Raw genomic sequence first — 17,634 nt, 5'->3', positions numbered from 1 at the left:
GATTATAACTGCTTCGAGGGCCTGATTGTCTGACGCATTTAATCGTTTGACCGTGTCCGAGTGGCGCCAGTTTTCGGATGTGGATATAACCTTCCACCCCCGTCTCACAATCCTTACGGGTGCGAACGCAAGTGGAAAAAGCACACTCTTAGGAATCCTGTCGCGTCACTTTAATTGGCACAGGACTTACTCGTCGGCGCCCGGCCGCAAGTCTGAAGGGCGCACCTGGGAAAGTCTTGGGCCACGTCGACGCGCCCGCATGATTCAAGATGGGGGCTCCTGGGGCGATGTCGGCTCCCTCACTTACACTAATGGTGTCGAGACCCGCATTAATGTGCCCGAGATGGGTGCGGCCGTTCGACAGGCGTACGACATATATATGCCACTGCAGCAGCCGGTCGTTGGGTTGTTTCTAAACTCCCATCGTCCCGCCAACGGCAACTACACGACCGTATCATCTATTCCGACGACATTTCCGGCCTCCGAACAACTATTTGAGCAGTACGCCACAGAGCGTCGGAATCAATGGGCGGGCCAATGGACCGGTCGAACTTCGCAACTGGCATTAAAAGAAACGCTGATAGCGGCGGCCGTCTTTGGCAACCAGGGCAACGATCACGTGACGTACAACGCTGATGCGGCCGCTATGTGGGAAGGATTCCAGCATGTGGTAGCAGCCGTACTACCAACCAGTCTTCGATATCGCAGACTCCGAGTTGAAGCTCCGGATATCATTGTTGAGACGGAGACAGGCGATTTCGTAATAGATGACGCATCAGGCGGGATCTCCGCTATCCTTGATGTTGCATGGCAAGTGTTTCTCCGATCGAGAGGTCATTCCTCATTTACGGCCATTCTCGATGAACCTGAAAATCACTTACATCCAAGTCTGCAGCGTGAACTGCTACCGAGGCTTTTGGATGCATTTCCCGGAGTGCGGTTCATCGTGGCGACTCACAGCCCATTCGTTGTAACTGCCACGCCGGATTCTGCCGTCTATGCGCTTGAATATAATGACGACAATAAGGTTGAATCGCGTCAGTTAGATTACTCCAATAAGGCGGCGGGGGCAGACGAGACACTCAAGCGCGTTTTAGGAGTTCCTTCAATCATGCCCATCTGGGCGGAGCGGCGTTTTGACGAGATAGTTGCGCGGCATCTAACGGGATCCGTGTCAACCGAAACCCTGCTACAGCTACGGGCCGAACTTGTGCAGATGGGGCTTGAATCCGACTTTCCTGCTGCCGTCTTGCGTACTATCGACAATGCAAATACGATTGGCGAGCCTTGAGGCGTTTGAGGAAACTTGACCCCCCGCGCGTTCTAGTCGACTTTGGTGCCGAGTGGACGCAAAACTATATTAATGCCTCGGCGGAAACTCGGCGCTCACAAGAAAAATGGCGGCACCGAGAGATCAAAATTCGACTACGCGAAGAAACTGATGCGAAGTGTGCGTACTGTGAGGGCTACGTTGAGGACGTATCCTACCCGCATGTGGAGCACATTGTTCCCAAGAATTATGCTCCCGCTCTAGCTCATGAGTGGGACAACTTGACAAGCGCCTGCGAGCAGTGTAATACACGTAAAGGTAGTTACTTCGTCGAGTCGCTTAGCCTACTCAATCCCTACGACGATGAGATAAATGTACGCCTAGCACCGGCAGGCGCGTGGATGGACTGGACGAAAGGCGATTCGCGCGCAGAGCTGACAGTGATGAAGCTCGGGCTGAACCGCATTGACCTTGTGACTTCCCGCGCCAGAAGGCTAGATCACGTAAGAGCGCTTATCGAGCGCTGGCACTCCAGCGAAGCGCCAGTTCGAGCCATATTAGCGGACGTCATCCAAGAAGACGCATTAAGCGGCGAATTCCGCGAAACAGTGATGGCCATGCTCGCTTCGCATGGGTTTCCTATCCAATCAGTAGAATCGACTAGTCATGAACGCGCATAGCACCTTATATTCCTACGACTGGGTAAGCCTGTGCTTTGACTTTGCTTCGGCTATTGCGTGGCCAGTATTCGCAGTTGTAGCTTTGCTCCTCCTAAGGCGCCCTCTCGCAGCTCTTCTGACTAGTATCGAGGAGATCGAGCTTTGGGGCGCCAAAGGTCGCACCCGAAAAGGAAACGAGAGAGCCGCAGAACTTAAGGCGAGTACTGTGGGTAAGAAGTCAAACCTAACGTCAGTCTCTGCAACCCCCGGCGAAGAAGACGTTGACGATGACGATGACGAACACGAAGAAGACGGAGTCGTCAACGAACCTATAGGCAGCGCTTCAGACGCTTCAGCCGCTTCAGCCGTGGTTGATCTGGAGGGAAACAAGCGAGTTACGCTTCCTGGTGCACTGGAATCGCCAGTCACTACCAAAGACACAAGCCCAACAGGGGCAGTGGGCACAATGTCGCAAGTCGCCGCAATTAGCACTGAAACCGAAATTGATCGGACGGCTGATCTGCTGAGTTTCTACGAGCGTATTGTGCGGGAGCGGTTGCGGCGAAGCACATACAACACCTCAACAACGTCCGCACGCCTTGGGGCAGAGATCGTTGGGAATAGTTATGCGGATCTCAAGCAAGCTTTACGAGTTGTGCATTATTTACACTTTGGCATGGGCTCCCGCGGCAAGATTCGCTCGACGCGACGGATGTATCAGGATCTTGGTTTACCTGCGGCTTTGCAAAATGATATGTTAAAGGCGCGATCCTTTGCGACCGACGTCCACGAGCGCCGCGATGTTGTCGATGGCGTGGGGGCCGAGGCATACATCAAAACAGTAGATGCCCTCGTCGGACGCCTATGCTCATGGGCTCGCAACCAACTAAAGGCGTAAAAATTTTACGCATCGCGCGGGTAGCACGAATCAATGAGGTGGTCACCTCACTTGATACATAGTCCGTCATCTGACCGCTTGGCTTATTCAGCGGATCGCGTCACTAACCTCCGCTAAAACGAACGCCATGCAGGCTTCCGCGACGGCCGCGTCACCAGCTTGAATGGCCGCCGCCACCTGCTCGTGGTTTTGCAATGCGTTATTTCGCGGCGTCCGCGGCATCAGCCCCTGATGCGTCCGCCCACTCAGCACCTCCGTGATGACCTCGCGGAGCGCGCAGAACATGTCGTTGCCGCTGGCCTCGAGGATCAGGTGGTGGAACTCGATGTCGGCGGCGAGGAAGTCGACGAGGGCGCCGGCCTCGCCGAGGCGGCGAAGATCCACCGCGAGCTCGGCGATGCGCGTGCGCTGAGCGGCGGTGGCATTGCGCGCAGCGAGTGACGCCGCGACCGGCTCGACTGCGCGGCGCAGCTGGGTGAGGGAGCGGAACTGGTCCGCCCGGCCGGGCCCGGCGAGGCGCCAGCGGATGATGCGCGGGTCGTAGACGTTCCAGCGGTCCGGGCCCTGCACCACGAGGCCGACGCGGCGCTTCGGCACGATGAGCGCCATCGCCTCGAGCACGCGCACGCAGTCGCGCACCACCGTGCGGGAGACGCCGAAGCGACGCTGCAGGTCCTCGATGGTAAGGCGGCTGCCCTCGGCGAGCGCGCCGTCGACGATGTCCCGGCCGATCGCGTCGATGATCCGCGTGGGCATGACCTCCGCGGCGGGCCCGACCGTCCCCACGGGGGCGGGCGTCGGTGCCGGGGTGGGAGCTGACCGCGTCGTCATGGTCCTCTCCGGGTGAGCGCCGGCCATCCGACCGTCTCGACGAGCATAGGTCGACCGATGCCGCCCGAGCTGCGCCCTTCCGTCCGGCCCGATATAAGTGTTACCTTTCTCGGCGCGACGGCTCTTCGCCGCGCGCATGGACCGACAAGGGAGTCAGCATGGCCGCACGTCCGCGCCACATCGTCGTGATGGGGATCTCCGGATCCGGCAAGACCACGATCGCCACCCACCTCACCGAGGTGCTCGGCTGGACCTTCGCCGAGGCGGACGAGTTCCATCCCGCCGCCAACATCGAGAAGATGACCGCCGGCACGCCCCTCACCGACGACGACCGCTGGCCGTGGCTCGAGGCCATGCGCGACTGGATGACCGGCGAGGCCGGTGCCGGCCGCAGCACCGTCGTCACCTGCTCCGCCCTCAAGCGCTCCTACCGGGACCTCCTCCGCGGGGCCGACGGCGACGTGTCCTTCGTGCACCTCTCCGGCGACCCCGATCTCATCCGCGAGCGCATGAAGAGCCGCAGCGGCCACTTCATGCCGGCGTCGCTGCTGCCCACGCAGATCAGCACGCTCGAGCCGCTCCAGGACGACGAGCCCGGCCTCGCGATCGAGAACGTCGGCACGCCCGACGAGGTCACGGCCCGCATCACGCGCGAGCTCGGGCTCGAGACCGACGCCGCCGGCAGTGGCACCGGCACCGCCGACGCCCGTTAACGCCACCCGCCCGCCCCGCCGCGGCTCGCCCGCGGTGCCACCTGCATCCGCACCACCCCGTTCGTCAATGGAGAGAACATGACCATCGAAGACTGGACGCAGACCCTCACCGCGGGTCCGCTCCTCCTGATCGCCGCCGGCGCCATCGCCGTCCTGCTGTTCCTGATCATCACGCTGCGCGTCCACGCGTTCGTGGCCCTGATCCTGGTGAGCCTCATCACCGCGTTCGCCACCGGCATCCCGACCTCGCAGATCGTGACCGTGCTCGTCGGCAGCTTCGGATCCACCCTCGGCACCGTCGCGCTCCTGGTGGGCCTCGGCGCCATGCTCGGCCGCCTGGTGGAGACCAGCGGCGGCGCGAAGACGCTGGCCGACACGCTGATCCGCCTGTTCGGCGAGAAGCGCGCGCCCTTCGCGCTGGGCGTCGCGTCGCTGATCTTCGGCTTCCCGATCTTCTTCGACGCCGGCCTCGTCGTGATGCTGCCCATCGTGTTCTCGGTGGCCCGTCGCCTCGGCGGCGGCGTGCTCCGCTACGGCCTCCCCGCCGCGGGCGCCTTCTCGGTGATGCACATCTTCGTGCCGCCGCACCCCGGCCCGGTCGCGGCCAGCGAGTTCTTCGGCGCGAACGTCGGCATCGTGATCATCGTCGGCCTCGTCGCCGCGATCCCCACCTGGTACGTCACGGCGTACCTCTACGGCCTGTGGGTCGGCAAGAAGTTCGTGCTGCCGGTCCCCTCGCTCCTGGGCGAGGCCGACGAGCACGCCGAGTCCAACCCGCCGAGCTTCGGCACCGTCGTCGCCGTGCTGCTGCTGCCGCTCCTCCTGATCTTCATGAACACGGGCCTCAACGCCGCGTCCACCGGCGGGATCCTCCCCGAGGGCACCAGCGACCAGGCCTGGTACCAGGTGCTCCGCACCCTCGGCGAGACGCCCGTCGCGCTCCTCATCTCGCTGCTGTTCGCGGCGTTCGTGCTCGGCCGCCGCCGCGGGGTCGACAAGACCGCCCTCGAGAAGACGCTCGAGTCGGCGCTCGGCCCGGTCTGCTCGGTCATCCTGATCACCGGCGCCGGCGGCATGTTCGGCGGCGTCCTCCGCACCAGCGGCATCGGCGGCGCCCTCGCCGACGTGCTCGGCGACCTCGGCATCCCGATCATCCTGGCGGGCTTCCTCATCGCGGCGATCCTCCGCATCGCGCAGGGCTCGGCGACTGTCGCGCTCACCACGGCCGCGGGCCTCATCTCCCCGGCGATCCTCGCGGGCGACTACAACGCCTTCCAGGTCGCGGCGCTCGTCGTGGCGGTGGCCGGCGGATCCGTGGTCGCGAGCCACGTGAACGACTCCGGCTTCTGGCTCGTCGGCCGCTTCTTCGAGATGGACGTGAAGACGACCCTCAAGACGTGGACCGTGATGGAGACCACCATCGGCCTCATGGGCTTCGCGATCGCGGCGGCGGTGTTCGGGGTGGCGTCGCTGGCGTAGCGCTCCTTCGTCGACGACGATCCGAGGCCCGTCCCGCATTCCGCGGGGCGGGCCTCCGTCCGTTCCCCTCCGCCACCACGGTGAGCGCGTCGGCACGACGGGGTTGCGCGCGGAGGCGGACCGGTCGAAGCTCGATGGCGCCTGCTGAACCGATCGGCCTGCGGCACCGGACCCGGAGCGGAGACGAGCATTGGATGGTGACCACGCATACCGGTTACGTGCCGGGACGCGCGGCCGCCCCGGCTTGGCGGCGGCGCTGGTCGCCGACTGGGAGGGCCGCGCCCCGCAGCCCCGGCACCGCGGCTCGTACGAGGGCCTCCCCGACGGGTGGCGGCCCTACGAGCAGCAGGCGCTCGACGGGCCGCGCGCCGACGACCCGCGCCTCGTAGAGGTCGCCGATGCCGAGGGGCTGCTCATCGTGGAGCTGGCGAGTGCGCACGCACCCGACGAGCGCTTCCTGTGGGTGGTCGACGTCTCCGATCCGGTCGATGACGAGCACCTCCTCTTCTCGGCCCTGTGGGGGCGACTGTCGCGGATCATCGGCGACGGGTGGCAGGAGACCCGGACCGTGCAGGTGTCGCGCGGGATCCGGGTGCTGGTCGAGTGATCGGCCGCGGGCCCGTGGAGCCGAGCGGATCCGGGCGGCGAGCCGTCAGGACGGCGCCGGCTGGCACCGCGGGCACCACCACGCCCGCCGCGCGCGCTCGCTCGTGCTGCCCGGATCGTCGAGGCCGATCACGGTCGTGCCACAGCGCAGGCACGGCCGGCCCGCGCGACCGACCACCCAGTGCGTGCGGCCGCGCCGGGGATCGCCCGTCGTGATCTGGTACGCCGCCGGCACCGTCGCCGAGCGGCGGAGGGAGCGGGCGGCGAGGTCGACGAGGGGCGGCAGGTCGACGTCGGCGACGCGCGTGGCCGGGTGCACGCCGCGGAGGAAGCCGACCTCGTTGACCCACAGGTTGCCGAGGCCCGCCATCGGGCGCTGGTCGAGGAGGGCCGCGCGGATCGTGTCGCCGGGTCGGGCGGCGAGGCGGGAGACGGCGAGCGCCGGATCCCAGTCGTCGCGCAGCGGGTCGGGCCCGAGGTGGCCGATGGCGGCGCGCTCGTCGCGGGTGGGGATCAGCTCGACCACCGGCAGGTCGATGCCCCACAGGGTGCGGCCGTCGTCGAGGCGGAGTCGCACCCGCACCTGGTGCTGGATCCGCTCGGGCACGCGCTTCCCCGCGGCCGTGACCGTCCACGATCCCTGCATCCGCAGGTGCGTGTGGAGCGTGGTGGCGTCGTCGAGCCGCATGAGCAGGAGCTTGCCGTGCGTGTCGAACTCGGTGATCCGCCGCCCGCCGAGCCGCGCACCCGCCCGCGCCCCCGAACGCAGCTCCCCGTCCGCGATGAGCGCACCGCCGACCTGCGCGCGCAGCCGCGCGGCGAGGACGAAGACGGAGTCACCCTCGGGCATGCGTCGACGGTAGCGGGGGCCGCCGACAAGGGGTCAGGCCTCGACCGGGCCGTACGAGCGGGCGAGGTCGCGCGTCTGGGTCGCGTACCGGCGCGTGTTCCGCACCTGCCGGACGATCGCGGGCATCATCACGAGGATCAGCACGGCGAAGAGCCCGAACATCACGAGCATCCAGCCCTCCGCGTCGCCCCCCACCAGCACCGGGAGGAGAACCGCGGCGAGGACGCTGACCGTCTGCACGATGAGGAACGGCTGCAGGATCCGCGACACGGCGGCCAGGCGGGCGGCCCGCCACTCCAGCTCGGGGTCCAGGCGCTCGCCCAGGCCCCGCGCACGACGCCCGGCCGCGCGCTGATCCGCGGTGGGCAGGTCGCTGATGATCGAGCCGCTGACGAGCAGCGCCGGCGTGGTCACGGCGAAGCCGACGATGCCGGCCGCCAGGAACGAGACCGACCAGGTCCTCATGGCGGTCTGCAGCAGGGCGTCGTCCCCGTCGCGCGGGAACAGGAGGGCGACGACGATCGAGGCGACGAGGGCGACGACGAACGCCAGGGCCATCAGGCGCCGCTTCCGTCGGAGGTCGGCCTCCGTCCAGTCGAGGTCGATCGTGATCGCCTCGGCGTGATCTCCGCCGCGGGCTGCTCGCGCGAGCTGCGCCCGGCGGCCGACGAGCCCGCTGATCGCCATCGTCGCAAGGGCATCGAGCAGGAACCCGATGATCACGAGCACGGGCACGTCCGTGAGCGCGGAGCCGACGGCGTGCACGGTCGCGGCCAGCGCGGTGATCCCCACCCAGACCCGGATGCGTCGGGGCCGTACCGGGCGCGCGTCGGCGAGGAGCCCGGCGGAGGGACGCGGGTCGCCGAGCAGCCCGACCATCGGGGCGAAGCCGAGCACGACGAGTCCGGCGAGCAGCTGCGGGAGCAGGACTGCGACGTCCCTGTCGAGGTCCTGGACGGCTGCCCACAGGCCGGCGCCGAAGAGCGCGCTCAGGCCCAGCCACAGGACGGCGAGGGATGCGACGAGTGCCACGCGGACCGCGAGCCCGCCCGCCTCCTCGGCCGTCGTCGCGTCGGCGGATGCGGAGGTCGCGCGGGGAGGGGTCACCCGTTCACCGTAGGGCCGCGACGGAGGGCGGTCTGCCCCCGATCCGGGGCGGCCGAGGACGCCCCGAGCGTCACCCCCGCGATCCGGTCCCCTGCTCCGCGGCCTCCCGGACCGCCGGACCGTCGGACCAGGCGAGCTCCCGCGACGCATCGGCATACCGCAGACGCCGACGCTGCTCGACGACGAGGAACGGGATCATCCCGAGCACCACCGCGAAGCAGATGCCCGTGAACACGGCGAAGCCCCCGTCGACGCTGAGTCGGACGAACGTGGACAGGGACGCGATGAGCATCAGGCCCAGCGGCAGGAGGGTGAGCGGCTGCGAGAACCGGGCGACCGCGGCCGCTCGGGCCGCCCGCCACTCCAGCTCGGGATCGAGCGGTCCCGACTTCCCCATGGTCCGGCGGTGGACGGCCTTCCGCTGCGCCGGATCCAGGTCGCGGACCACAGGGGCCACGGCGGACTGCAGCTGCGTGCTGACGATGAACCCGGCGAGCGCCGCGGCGGTGAAGGAGACCTGCACGATGAGGGGGACGGTCTCGAGCAGGCCGCCGTCGAACTCGTCGGCGAGGACGACCATCAGCACGGTCGCCGCGGCGGCGGTGAGCAGGAGCACGAGGCCGATGGTGAGCACCTTGCGACGGACGATCGCGGGCGTCCAGTCGAGATCGGGCGCGACGCCCTCCCCCGTCCTGCTCCGGCCGGCCTGCCGGGCATCGTGACGGAGCCGGGTGCGGTGACCCAGCAGCCAGCTGGCCGCCGAGGTCCCGATCACGCCCAGCAGGAAGCCCGCGGTGATCCACGCGGACAGCCCGGCGACGACGGCCGCGATGGCCGTCGTCAGCGCGAGCGCTCCGGCGATGGAGCCCCACACGAGCAGGGCGACCGGCCGGGGGCGCGCTCCCCCGGCGGGGCGCGCGGCCCGATGCAGCTCCAACTGGCCGAGGGAGAGGGCGAGGCTCAGGGTGACCACGCCGACGGTCACGTGGATGGCGACCGCGACGAACAGGTCGTCGTCGCCACCCGCCGTGACGAAGCTCCAGAAGCCGACCCCGAGCAACACGGCCGTACCCGTCGTCAGGAGCACGAGGAGCAGGACGAGTCCGCGCCGGCGACCGGATCGCTGTGCCGTCGCCGTGGGGGAAGCCGTCTGCGTTCGAGGGGTGCTCACCCGTCGACGCTATCGGCGCCGCGGTTCCGCGCCGACTCCCCAGCTCGGGGCCGGTCCGCGATCGGGCAGCTCGAGCCGGCCGCCCCCTCCCCACGTGAACAGCCGCTGCATCCCCCGCACCCGCCCGCGCGTCCCGCCCACTCGCAGCCCGATCGGGCCACACTCGACGCACGCACCCGATCCCGCACCCGATCCAGCAGCCGCGCCCCCGCGGCGAAGGAGCACACCCATGAAGATCACCGGCCGCACCGTCCTCATCACCGGCAGCACCTCGGGCATCGGCCGCGGGCTCGCGGAGCGGTTCCACGCCGCCGGCAACCGCGTCGTCGTCGCGGGCCGCCGCCGCGAGCTGCTCGACGAGGTCACCGCCGCGCACGAGGGCATGTCGTCCGTCGTGCTCGACGTCGCCGACCCCGCCTCCATCACCGCCGCGCGCGACGAGCTCGCCGTGAGCCACCCGGACCTCGACGTCGTGATCACGACCGCCGGCATCATGCAGCCCGAGGACCTCCGCGATCCCGCGCACCAGGCCACCGCCGAGGCGATCATCACGACCAACCTGCTCGGCACCATCCGCACGATCGACGCGTTCCTGCCGGGCCTCCTCGCGAGCGACGACGCCACGCTGATGACCGTCTCCTCGGGCCTCGCGTTCGTGCCGCTCCCCCTCACGCCCACCTACAACGCCACGAAGGCGGCCGTGCACTCGTACACGCAGAGCCTCCGGGAGCAGCTCGTCGGATCCCCGGTCGAGGTCGTCGAGCTGGTGCCGCCCAAGGTGCAGACCGCGCTCATGCCCGGCCAGCAGGACGCCGGCGACGCGATGCCGCTCGAGGACTTCCTCGACGAGGTGATGGGGATCCTCCAGGTCCGCCCGGAGGACGAGGAGATCCTCGTGCAGGACGTCCACGGCCTGCGGTTCGCCGAGCGCGACTGCCGCCACGACGAGATGCTCGCGCTCCTCAGCGGGCGCGTCCCCGCTGGACGGTAGCGCGTCCGCGCGGCAGCCCGTCCCCCTGGCAGCCCGTCCACGCGGCAGTCGTCCGCCGCTACGTGCTCTGCCGCACCACCAGCGTCGTCGGCATGAGGGTGAGCGGATCCACGTCCTCGCCGCCCACGAGCCGCACCAGCACCTCCGCCATCCGACGGCCGAACTCCTGGTTGGGCTGGCGCACGGTCGTGAGCGGCGGCACGGCCGACTTCGCGAAGTAGTCGTCGTCGAAGCCCACCACGGCGACGTCCTGGGGCACGCGCAGGCCGTGCTCGCGGAGCTCCGAGTAGACGCCCGCGGCCATCTGGTCGCTCGCCGCGAAGACGCCGTCGATGGGCTCGCCGCGCGCGAGCAGCGTGCGCATCGCGTCGGCGCCGGACGCGGGCGAGAAGTCGCCCACCGCGACGAGCGTGGGATCCAGCCCCGCCGCGGTCATCGCCTCGCGGAAGCCGCGCAGCCGGTCGATGCCCGCGGGCATGTCCTGCCGGCCCGCCACCGCCGCGATGCGGGTGCGCCCGCGCTGGATGAGGTGCTCGGTCGCCGCCCGCGCCGCCCCCACGTTGTCGACGTCGACCGTGGGCGCCTCGCGGTCGTCCTGCCGCAGCGGCCGCCCGGCGAACACGACGGGCAGCCGGTCGCGCAGGCCGCTGAACGTCGCGTCGCCCGAGTGGTGCGAGACCACGAGCACCCCGTCGACGTTGCCGCCGAGCAGGAACCGCCGGGTCTTCTCCGCCTGCGCGGGCGAGGAGATGAGGAGCGTGAGCGTGTACTCGGTGGTCGCGAGGTACGTCATCGCGCCCTGGATGAGCGACGCGAAGAACGGATCCGCGAACACCCGGGCGGTCTGCTCCGGCATCACGAGCGCCAGCGCGTTGGTGCGGCGCCCGGCGAGCGAGCGGGCCGCGCGGTTGGGCACGTAGTTGAGCTGGGCGATCGCCGCGTTGACGGCGGTGACGACCTCCGGCGCGACGCGGTCGGATCCGTTCACCACCCGCGAGACGGTGGCGCGGCTCACGCCCGCGAGCTTCCCGACCATCTCGAGGGTGGGCGAGCCCTGCTCGGCGTTGATGGCCACGGGCCCTCCAGTCTGCGATCCGGCTGGGTCGAGTGTAGGCGGCCCCCTACCCCTTCACCGCCCCGGCCATGATCCCGGATATCAGCTGCCGCCCCGCGAGCACGAACAGGACCAGCAGCGGGAGCGTCGCGAGCACCGCTCCGGCCAGCACGATCGAGTAGTCGACGAACTTCGCGGACTGCAGCTGGCTGAGCGCCACCTGCAGCGTCGGGTTCTGCGGTACCACGAGCAGCGGCCACAGGTAGTCGGTCCACGCCGTCATGAAGGTGAACAGCCCGAGGATCGCCATGGCCGGCCGCGCCGCCGGCACGCCCACGTGCCAGAAGGTGCCGATCATCGAGGCGCCGTCCATCCGGGCCGCCTCGATGAGCTCGGTCGGGATCACGTCCACGAGGTACTGGCGCATGAAGAACACGCCGAACGCGGTCACGAGCGTCGGGACGATGACGGCGCCGAGCGTGCCCGTCCAGCCGAACTGCTTCATGAGCATGAACAGCGGGATGATGCCGAGTTGCGTGGGCACGGCCAGCGTCGCGATGACGAAGACCATGAGCCCCTCCTGCCCGCGGAAGCGCAGCTTCGCGAAGGCGTACCCGGCGAGCGTGGAGAACGTGATGACGGAGACGCTGATCACGGTCGACACGATGATGCTGTTCATCAGCGCGAGCCAGAACGGCACCGTGTCGATGACGTCGGCCACGTTGATCCAGAAGCGCCCGCCCGGCAGCAGCGACGGCCAGGTGTCGGTGAGCGCCGACTTGTCGCTCGACCCCATGACGACGGACCACCACAGCGGGTAGGCACCGCCGATGAACACGGCGAGGATCAGCCCGTAGGCGAGGAAGCCGGGCCGGCGGTCGAGCCCGGTGCCGCCGTTCGGACGACGGCGGTGGGGCGGCCCGTCCGGGGAGGCGGGACGGTCGGCGGCGCGGGGCCGGGTGACGGTGGCGGTCATGATGCGGTCTCCTCATCGCGGGCGTGGGCCCGCTCCTCGGGAAGGACGGTGTCGGGCGCCTGCGGCACGGTCGTCGCGCCAGGCGAGGGTGCGGCCGGCTGCGCGCGGAAGCGGCTGATGGCGCGTCGCGTGCGGCGCCTCGATCCCCGGGCCTCGACGCCCGCGATCCGCCGGGAAATCCAGAAGTTGAGCAGGCCGATGAGCACGATCATCAGGAAGAGGATCCACGCCACCGCGCTGGCCTTGCCGAAGTCCTGCCGGTTGAAGGCGAGGTCCCACAGGTAGAGCACGGTCGTCTGGTACTGCCGCTGCGGGCCGCCCGGCGTCGTGGTGGCCACGTTGAACAGCTTCGGCTCGGTGAAGATCTGCAGCCCGCCGATGGTGGCCGTGATGATCACGAAGATGAGGGTCGGCCGGATGCTCGGCACCGTGATGGAGAAGAAGCGGCGCACCGCTCCCGCCCCGTCGAGCGCCGCCGACTCGTGCACGTCGCGCGGCACGGCCTGCATCGCGGCCAGCAGGATGAGGGCGTTGTACCCGGTCCAGCGCCAGTTCACCATCGTCGCGATGGCGAGGTGGGAGGGCAGCGTCTCGGTCTTCCACATGATCGGATCGATGCCGATCTCGGTGAGCACGTTGTTGACGAGCCCGTACTTCTCGCCGAAGACGCTGCTGAAGATGATCGCCACCGCGACCGGCGTGACGATGTACGGCAGGATCACGCTCATCCGCCAGAAGGTCTTCGCCCGGAGGTTCTGGTCGAGGATGGCGGCGATGGCCGCGGCCACGGCGAGCTGCGGGATCGTCGACAGCACGAAGATGCTGAAGGTGTTGAAGACGGAGTTCCAGAACAGCGGGTCCGCCAGCTCGACGGCGTAGTTCTCGAAGCCGATCCAGTCGCCGGCGCCGGTCAGCAGGTTCCAGTCGTTGAGCGACACGACGAACGTGTAGAGCAGCGGGAACAGCCCCACCAGCGCGAACAGGATGAAGAACGGCGCCACGTAGAGGTAGGGCGAGTAGCGGAAGTCCCAGGTCGAGAGCCGCTGCCGCCAGGTGGGCGGCTCGGGTGCCCGCGGCGTGCGCGCGGGGGATCGGGGTGGCGCCGGGGGGCGCAGCGTGGTCGTCATCGGTCCTTCTCTCGCGCGTGGGGGAGGGAGGTACGGGCACCCGTGCGCCCGCACCTCCCGGGTGGACGGCCCTGCGGGCCGCCCGGCTCCTACTCCTCGACCAGCTGGCCGAGCAGCGTGATGGCGTCGGCCCAGGCCTTGTCGCCGTCCGACTTGCCGGAGTCGAGCGCCTGGATGGAGGGGCCGAAGACCTGCTCCTGGATCACCGAGTCGTCCGGTCCCTTGAACTGGGCCTCGATGCCCTCGGCGCGCGCGGCGAGCGCGGTGCCGAGCGGCGCGTCGTTGAAGAACGCGGTGAGGTCGCTGGTCCCGGTGACGTCCTCGGAGGTCTGCGCCTCGATGGTGCTCGGGAAGGGTCCCGCGGCCTGGAACGCCTTCGCCTGCTGCGCGGGCTCCGTGATCCACGCGGCGAGCGCCGCCGCCTCCTCCGGGTGCTCCGACGTGGTGGGGACGGTCAGGAACGACCCGCCCCAGTTCGCCGATCCGCCGGGGAAGACGTCCGCGAAGTCCCAGCCCGTGGTGGCGTCGCCGCCGGCGGACTCGGTGCTGCCCTTGACGATGCCGAGCATCCACGCGGGGCAGACCATGGTCGCGAAGGACCCGTCGGTGAAGGCCTTGCCGCCGCCCCATTCGAACGCGGTCTGGCCGTCGGCGAGACCGGCCTCGGCGCCGTCGGCGACCTGGCCCCACAGGGCCTCGAGGTCGGCGTTGCCCTCGACGTTGAGCTTGCCGTCCTCTGTGTAGTAGCCCTCGGGCTGCTGGTTGACCATGGCGTTCCAGATGAAGCCGGACTGGTCGTAGAAGGCCCTGCCGGTCGCGTCCTTGTACTGCGCACCGACCTCGAAGTACTTGTCCCACGTGGCGTCGTCGCCGCCGAAGAGCGCGGCGACCTCGGTGCGGTCGGTGGGCAGGCCCGCCTCGGCGAAGAGCTTCGTGTTGTAGCAGAGGCCCTCGGGACCGATGTCGGTGCCGTAGCCGATGACGCGGCCCTCGGGATCCGTGGCCTGCTCGTACTTCCATGGGACCCAGCGGTCCTTGACGTCCTCGATGCCGTGGTCGCGGAGGTCGGTGAAGGAGTCGGAGACGAGCATGACCTTGCTCAGCCACCCCTCCTCGACCGCCTGCACGTCGGGGAGCCCCGCCCCGGCGGCCTGCTTGGTCTGCCAGTCGACGAGGGCGTTGCCGCCCGAGTCGATGTTGGTGGCCTCGATCGTGATGCCGGGGTTCTCCTCCTCGTACTGCGTGTAGAGGTCCTCGAAGCCCATGGTGTTGAAGGTGGTGACGGTGAGGGTGATGTCCTCGTCGCCGCCTGCCGCGCCGTCCGACGAGCCGGAGGTGCATCCGGTCGCGAGGAGGGCGATCACCGCGGCTCCGGCGATGCCGGCGGCCGTGCGCGTTCGTGCTGTGTTCATCGAAGGTCACTCCCTTGTGCCTGGTCGAGCGTCGGTGCTCCCGCTGTAAGAGCGCTCTCACGCCGTCCGGCAGACCATATGCGGCGCTTTTCGGTCGTGTCAACCCCGCGGCGCACTTCCGTGGAAGCGCTCTCACGCCGTAGGCTCGCCGCATGTCGACGATGACGCCGCCCGCCGCCGCGCGCACGGACCTGGACGCCCGCCCCCTCCGCTTCGGCGTGATCGGGGCCGCCGGCATCGCGACGTCGGTCGTCCCCGACCTGCAGCTGGTCGACGGCGTCGAGGTCGTCGCCGTCCACTCGCGCTCCCGGTCGAGCTCCGAGGAGCTGGCGTCCGCGTGCGGCATCCCGCGGATCCACGACAGCCTCGAGGCGCTCCTCGCCGACGACGAGGTCGACGCCGTCTACGTCGCCACCCCGCACACGCTCCACCGCGGGCAGGCCGAGGCCGCGCTCCGGGCCGGCAAGCACGTCGTGTGCGAGAAGCCCGCCACTACGACGGCCGCCGACACGCGCGCGCTGGTCGAGATCGCCCGCACCGAGGGCCTGCTGTTCCTCGAGGCGCTGTGGATGGCGTTCTCGCCCGGGTACCTCGCGGTGCAGGAGGCGATCGCCGCGGGCCGCATCGGGGATCCGCGCGCCATCTCCGTGGCCTTCGGCTTCGTCACCGCGGAGGGGGAAGGGCGCCTCTGGGACCCCGAGGTGGGCGGCGGCACGCTCCTCGACATGGGCGTGTACCCGCTCGCGTTCGCGCACGGCCTGTTCGGCACGCCGTCCTCGGTCGCCGCGGTCGGCACGGTCGTCGACGGCGGCGTCGACACCGAGGTCGCGATCCTGCTCGGCTGGCCCGACGGACGTCACGCGACGCTCGCCTGCTCGCTCGTCGCCGCCCTCCCGCTGGGCGCGACCGTCAGCGGCACGGCCGGCCGCATCGAGGTGGATCCGCTGTTCCTCGCCTCCCCGGGCCTCGCGATCGTGCCCGCCGACGGCGATCCCGAGCGCCGGGAGCACGCGATCGAGGGCCGCGGCTACGTGCCCATGTTCCGCGCCGCCCGCGACGCGATCCGCGCCGGCGCCGTGGAGTGCGCCGAGATGCCGCACGCGGAGTCGATCGGCCTCGCGGAGCTGATGGACGGGATCCTCGAGCGCATCGGCGCCCGCTGACGCCGAGCGCCCGCCGCGCCCAGCCCGCCGCGCCCGCGCACGACGACGGCCGCGCCCCGGGGAGGGGACGCGGCCGTCATCAGGCGAGCCGGGAGGCTACGGCTTGAGCACCACCTTGATGCAGCCGTCCTCCTTCTTCTGGAAGATCTCGTACATGTGCGCGGCCTCGCTGAGGGGCGCCGTGTGCGTGACGAGGTCCATGACGCCGAGCGGGTCGGCCGGGTCCTCGACGAGGGGCAGCAGGTCCTGGATCCAGTGCTGCACGTTGCACTGGCCCATGCGGATGGCGATCTGCTTGTCGAAGAGCGACTTCATGGGCATCGGGTCGGCCTCGCCGCCGTAGACGCCGCTGATGGAGACGGTGCCGCCGCGGCGGACGGCGTCGAACGCCGTGTGCAGGGCTGCGAGGCGGTCGACGCTCGCGGTGTCCATGACCTTCTGGGCGATGGCGTCCGGCAGCAGGCCGGCGGCCTTCTGCGCGAACGAGGCGGCGGGGCTGCCGTGCGCCTCCATGCCGACGGCCTCGACCATGGCGTCCGGTCCGCGGCCGTCGGTGAGCGCGCGCAGCCGGTCGGCCACGTCGTCGGTGAGGTCGAGGGTCTCGATGCCGTGGCGCTTCGCCATCTCGCGGCGCTCGGGCACGGGGTCGACCGCGATGACGCGGTAGCCCAGGTGCTTGCCGATGCGGGCCGCGAACTGGCCGACCGGGCCGAGGCCCATGACGCCGAGGGTGCCACCCTCGGGCACGTCCGCGTACTGCACGCCCTGCCAGGCGGTGGGCAGGATGTCGCTGAGGAAGAGGTAGCGCTCGTCCGGCAGGTCGCCGTCCACGACGATCGCGTTGACGTCGGCGAGCGGCATGCGGAGGCGCTCCGCCTGGCCGCCGGGGATGGATCCGTACAGCTGGCTGAAGCCGTAGAGCGCGGCGCCGCTGCCCTGCGACTTCACCTGCGTGGTCTCGCACTGCGTGAACAGGCCGCGGTCGCACATGAAGCAGTCGTGGCAGGCGATCACGAACGGGACGACGACGCGGTCGCCGACCTTCAGCTTCGTGACGGCGCTGCCGACCTCCTCGACGACGCCCATGTTCTCGTGGCCGAGCACGTCGTCCTTGTCGAGGAACGGGCCGAAGACCTCGTAGAGGTGGAGGTCGGATCCGCAGATCGCGGTCGACGTGATGCGGATCACGGCGTCGGTGTCGTGCTCGATGCGGGGGTCCTCGACGTCCTTGACCTCCACGTCGTGGATGCCCTGCCAGGTGAGTGCCTTCATGGTGCTCCTTCGTGCTCGAGCGCCGGACCCTCGTGGAGCAGGCGCTCATCTACAC

The 17,634-nt window shown here is 69.2% G+C and carries 17 protein-coding genes and 1 pseudogene; 9 read left to right on the top strand and 9 right to left on the bottom strand.

All coding sequences use genetic code 11. The features are described 5' to 3' along the window. Positions 1 to 52: 52 nt before the first annotated feature. The 4 genes and pseudogenes from QFZ62_RS15625 to QFZ62_RS11135 form a co-directional block, all read left to right on the top strand. Positions 53 to 139, top strand: a pseudogene (locus QFZ62_RS15625) (ATP-binding protein); the annotation flags it as partial. A gap of 240 nt (positions 140 to 379) precedes the next feature. Then, complete coding sequence (locus QFZ62_RS11140) at positions 380 to 1,291, top strand: AAA family ATPase (protein WP_307505604.1); 912 nt, start codon at positions 380 to 382, stop codon at positions 1,289 to 1,291. Beyond that, positions 1,288 to 1,950, top strand: coding sequence for an HNH endonuclease (locus tag QFZ62_RS15620; protein WP_373425957.1), 663 nt, complete (start codon positions 1,288 to 1,290; stop codon positions 1,948 to 1,950). Before QFZ62_RS11140 ends, QFZ62_RS15620 begins: the two co-directional genes overlap by 4 nt. A gap of 205 nt (positions 1,951 to 2,155) precedes the next feature. Continuing rightward, on the top strand, positions 2,156 to 2,827 hold the full coding sequence (locus tag QFZ62_RS11135) for a hypothetical protein (RefSeq protein WP_307505599.1): 672 nt from the start codon (positions 2,156 to 2,158) through the stop codon (positions 2,825 to 2,827). 87 nt (positions 2,828 to 2,914) lie between these two features. Here QFZ62_RS11135 and QFZ62_RS11130 read toward each other — a convergent pair whose 3' ends face one another. After that, on the bottom strand, positions 2,915 to 3,658 hold the full coding sequence (locus tag QFZ62_RS11130) for a FadR/GntR family transcriptional regulator (RefSeq protein WP_307505596.1): 744 nt from the start codon (positions 3,656 to 3,658) through the stop codon (positions 2,915 to 2,917). A gap of 158 nt (positions 3,659 to 3,816) precedes the next feature. Here QFZ62_RS11130 and QFZ62_RS11125 point away from each other — a divergent pair, with 158 nt between their 5' ends. From QFZ62_RS11125 to QFZ62_RS11115, 3 genes are all read left to right on the top strand, one after another. After that, the gene (locus tag QFZ62_RS11125; RefSeq protein ID WP_307505594.1) at positions 3,817 to 4,371 is read left to right on the top strand and encodes a gluconokinase; all 555 of its coding nucleotides are present in this window, start codon (positions 3,817 to 3,819) and stop codon (positions 4,369 to 4,371) included. 78 nt (positions 4,372 to 4,449) lie between these two features. Further along, entirely contained in the window at positions 4,450 to 5,850 is a 1,401-nt protein-coding gene (locus QFZ62_RS11120; protein WP_307505591.1) for a GntP family permease, read from the top strand. 244 nt (positions 5,851 to 6,094) lie between these two features. After that, positions 6,095 to 6,457, top strand: coding sequence for a hypothetical protein (locus QFZ62_RS11115; protein WP_307505588.1), 363 nt, complete (start codon positions 6,095 to 6,097; stop codon positions 6,455 to 6,457). A gap of 45 nt (positions 6,458 to 6,502) precedes the next feature. Here the strand turns inward: QFZ62_RS11115 and QFZ62_RS11110 are convergent, their stop codons facing one another. The 3 genes from QFZ62_RS11110 to QFZ62_RS11100 all read right to left on the bottom strand — a co-directional run bounded on the left by QFZ62_RS11110 (position 6,503) and on the right by QFZ62_RS11100 (position 9,476). Continuing rightward, positions 6,503 to 7,306 carry a DNA-formamidopyrimidine glycosylase family protein gene (locus QFZ62_RS11110; RefSeq protein ID WP_307505585.1) on the bottom strand — a complete coding sequence of 268 codons (804 nt, stop codon included), beginning with the start codon at positions 7,304 to 7,306 and terminating at the stop codon, positions 6,503 to 6,505. Between the two features lie 33 nt (positions 7,307 to 7,339). Further along, on the bottom strand, positions 7,340 to 8,413 hold the full coding sequence (locus QFZ62_RS11105) for a hypothetical protein (protein ID WP_307505582.1): 1,074 nt from the start codon (positions 8,411 to 8,413) through the stop codon (positions 7,340 to 7,342). Positions 8,414 to 8,483: 70 nt separating this feature from the next. Next, positions 8,484 to 9,476, bottom strand: coding sequence for a hypothetical protein (locus tag QFZ62_RS11100; RefSeq protein ID WP_307505579.1), 993 nt, complete (start codon positions 9,474 to 9,476; stop codon positions 8,484 to 8,486). A 337-nt stretch (positions 9,477 to 9,813) separates the two neighbouring features. Here QFZ62_RS11100 and QFZ62_RS11095 point away from each other — a divergent pair, with 337 nt between their 5' ends. Next, complete coding sequence (locus tag QFZ62_RS11095; protein ID WP_307505578.1) at positions 9,814 to 10,575, top strand: SDR family oxidoreductase; 762 nt, start codon at positions 9,814 to 9,816, stop codon at positions 10,573 to 10,575. Positions 10,576 to 10,633: 58 nt separating this feature from the next. Here QFZ62_RS11095 and QFZ62_RS11090 read toward each other — a convergent pair whose 3' ends face one another. From QFZ62_RS11090 to QFZ62_RS11075, 4 genes are all read right to left on the bottom strand, one after another. Continuing rightward, positions 10,634 to 11,611 (bottom strand): LacI family DNA-binding transcriptional regulator, encoded by a 978-nt coding sequence (locus tag QFZ62_RS11090; RefSeq protein WP_191149211.1) that lies wholly within the window; start codon positions 11,609 to 11,611, stop codon positions 10,634 to 10,636. An 85-nt stretch (positions 11,612 to 11,696) separates the two neighbouring features. Next, entirely contained in the window at positions 11,697 to 12,605 is a 909-nt protein-coding gene (locus tag QFZ62_RS11085; protein WP_307505575.1) for a carbohydrate ABC transporter permease, read from the bottom strand. Continuing rightward, positions 12,602 to 13,732, bottom strand: a complete 1,131-nt coding sequence (locus QFZ62_RS11080) for a carbohydrate ABC transporter permease (protein ID WP_307505572.1) — start codon at positions 13,730 to 13,732, stop codon at positions 12,602 to 12,604. The genes QFZ62_RS11085 and QFZ62_RS11080 overlap by 4 nt, the downstream gene beginning before the upstream one ends. Positions 13,733 to 13,821: 89 nt before the next feature. Further along, positions 13,822 to 15,144, bottom strand: coding sequence for an ABC transporter substrate-binding protein (locus QFZ62_RS11075; RefSeq protein WP_307505569.1), 1,323 nt, complete (start codon positions 15,142 to 15,144; stop codon positions 13,822 to 13,824). Positions 15,145 to 15,296: 152 nt separating this feature from the next. Between QFZ62_RS11075 and QFZ62_RS11070 the strand changes: the two genes are divergently transcribed. Continuing rightward, positions 15,297 to 16,307, top strand: coding sequence for a Gfo/Idh/MocA family protein (locus tag QFZ62_RS11070; RefSeq protein ID WP_307505566.1), 1,011 nt, complete (start codon positions 15,297 to 15,299; stop codon positions 16,305 to 16,307). A 96-nt stretch (positions 16,308 to 16,403) separates the two neighbouring features. On the opposite strand, the gene QFZ62_RS11065 is transcribed toward QFZ62_RS11070, so the two are convergent. Further along, positions 16,404 to 17,579: a zinc-dependent alcohol dehydrogenase gene (locus QFZ62_RS11065; protein WP_307505563.1), complete on the bottom strand. Its 1,176-nt coding sequence runs from the start codon at positions 17,577 to 17,579 to the stop codon at positions 16,404 to 16,406. Between the last annotated feature and the right edge of the window lie 55 nt (positions 17,580 to 17,634).

The sequence above is a fragment of the Clavibacter sp. B3I6 genome (genome assembly GCF_030816895.1).
In the GTDB taxonomy this organism is placed as follows: domain Bacteria; phylum Actinomycetota; class Actinomycetes; order Actinomycetales; family Microbacteriaceae; genus Clavibacter.
This window is presented reverse-complemented; position numbering and strand designations above follow the sequence as displayed.

What these genes read in the sequence shown, in the direction of transcription:
- QFZ62_RS11130 (WP_307505596.1), bottom strand. Translation starts at nt 3,658, where the DNA reads ATGACGACGCGGTCAGCTCCCACCCCGGCACCGACGCCCGCCCCCGTG.
- QFZ62_RS11110 (WP_307505585.1), bottom strand. Translation starts at nt 7,306, where the DNA reads ATGCCCGAGGGTGACTCCGTCTTCGTCCTCGCCGCGCGGCTGCGCGCG.
- QFZ62_RS11080 (WP_307505572.1), bottom strand. Translation starts at nt 13,732, where the DNA reads ATGACGACCACGCTGCGCCCCCCGGCGCCACCCCGATCCCCCGCGCGC.
- QFZ62_RS11090 (WP_191149211.1), bottom strand. Translation starts at nt 11,611, where the DNA reads ATGGTCGGGAAGCTCGCGGGCGTGAGCCGCGCCACCGTCTCGCGGGTG.
- QFZ62_RS11075 (WP_307505569.1), bottom strand. Translation starts at nt 15,144, where the DNA reads ATGAACACAGCACGAACGCGCACGGCCGCCGGCATCGCCGGAGCCGCG.
- QFZ62_RS11125 (WP_307505594.1), top strand. Translation starts at nt 3,817, where the DNA reads ATGGCCGCACGTCCGCGCCACATCGTCGTGATGGGGATCTCCGGATCC.
- QFZ62_RS11120 (WP_307505591.1), top strand. Translation starts at nt 4,450, where the DNA reads ATGACCATCGAAGACTGGACGCAGACCCTCACCGCGGGTCCGCTCCTC.
- QFZ62_RS11085 (WP_307505575.1), bottom strand. Translation starts at nt 12,605, where the DNA reads ATGACCGCCACCGTCACCCGGCCCCGCGCCGCCGACCGTCCCGCCTCC.
- QFZ62_RS11095 (WP_307505578.1), top strand. Translation starts at nt 9,814, where the DNA reads ATGAAGATCACCGGCCGCACCGTCCTCATCACCGGCAGCACCTCGGGC.
- QFZ62_RS11070 (WP_307505566.1), top strand. Translation starts at nt 15,297, where the DNA reads ATGTCGACGATGACGCCGCCCGCCGCCGCGCGCACGGACCTGGACGCC.
- QFZ62_RS11065 (WP_307505563.1), bottom strand. Translation starts at nt 17,579, where the DNA reads ATGAAGGCACTCACCTGGCAGGGCATCCACGACGTGGAGGTCAAGGAC.
- QFZ62_RS11140 (WP_307505604.1), top strand. Translation starts at nt 380, where the DNA reads ATGCCACTGCAGCAGCCGGTCGTTGGGTTGTTTCTAAACTCCCATCGT.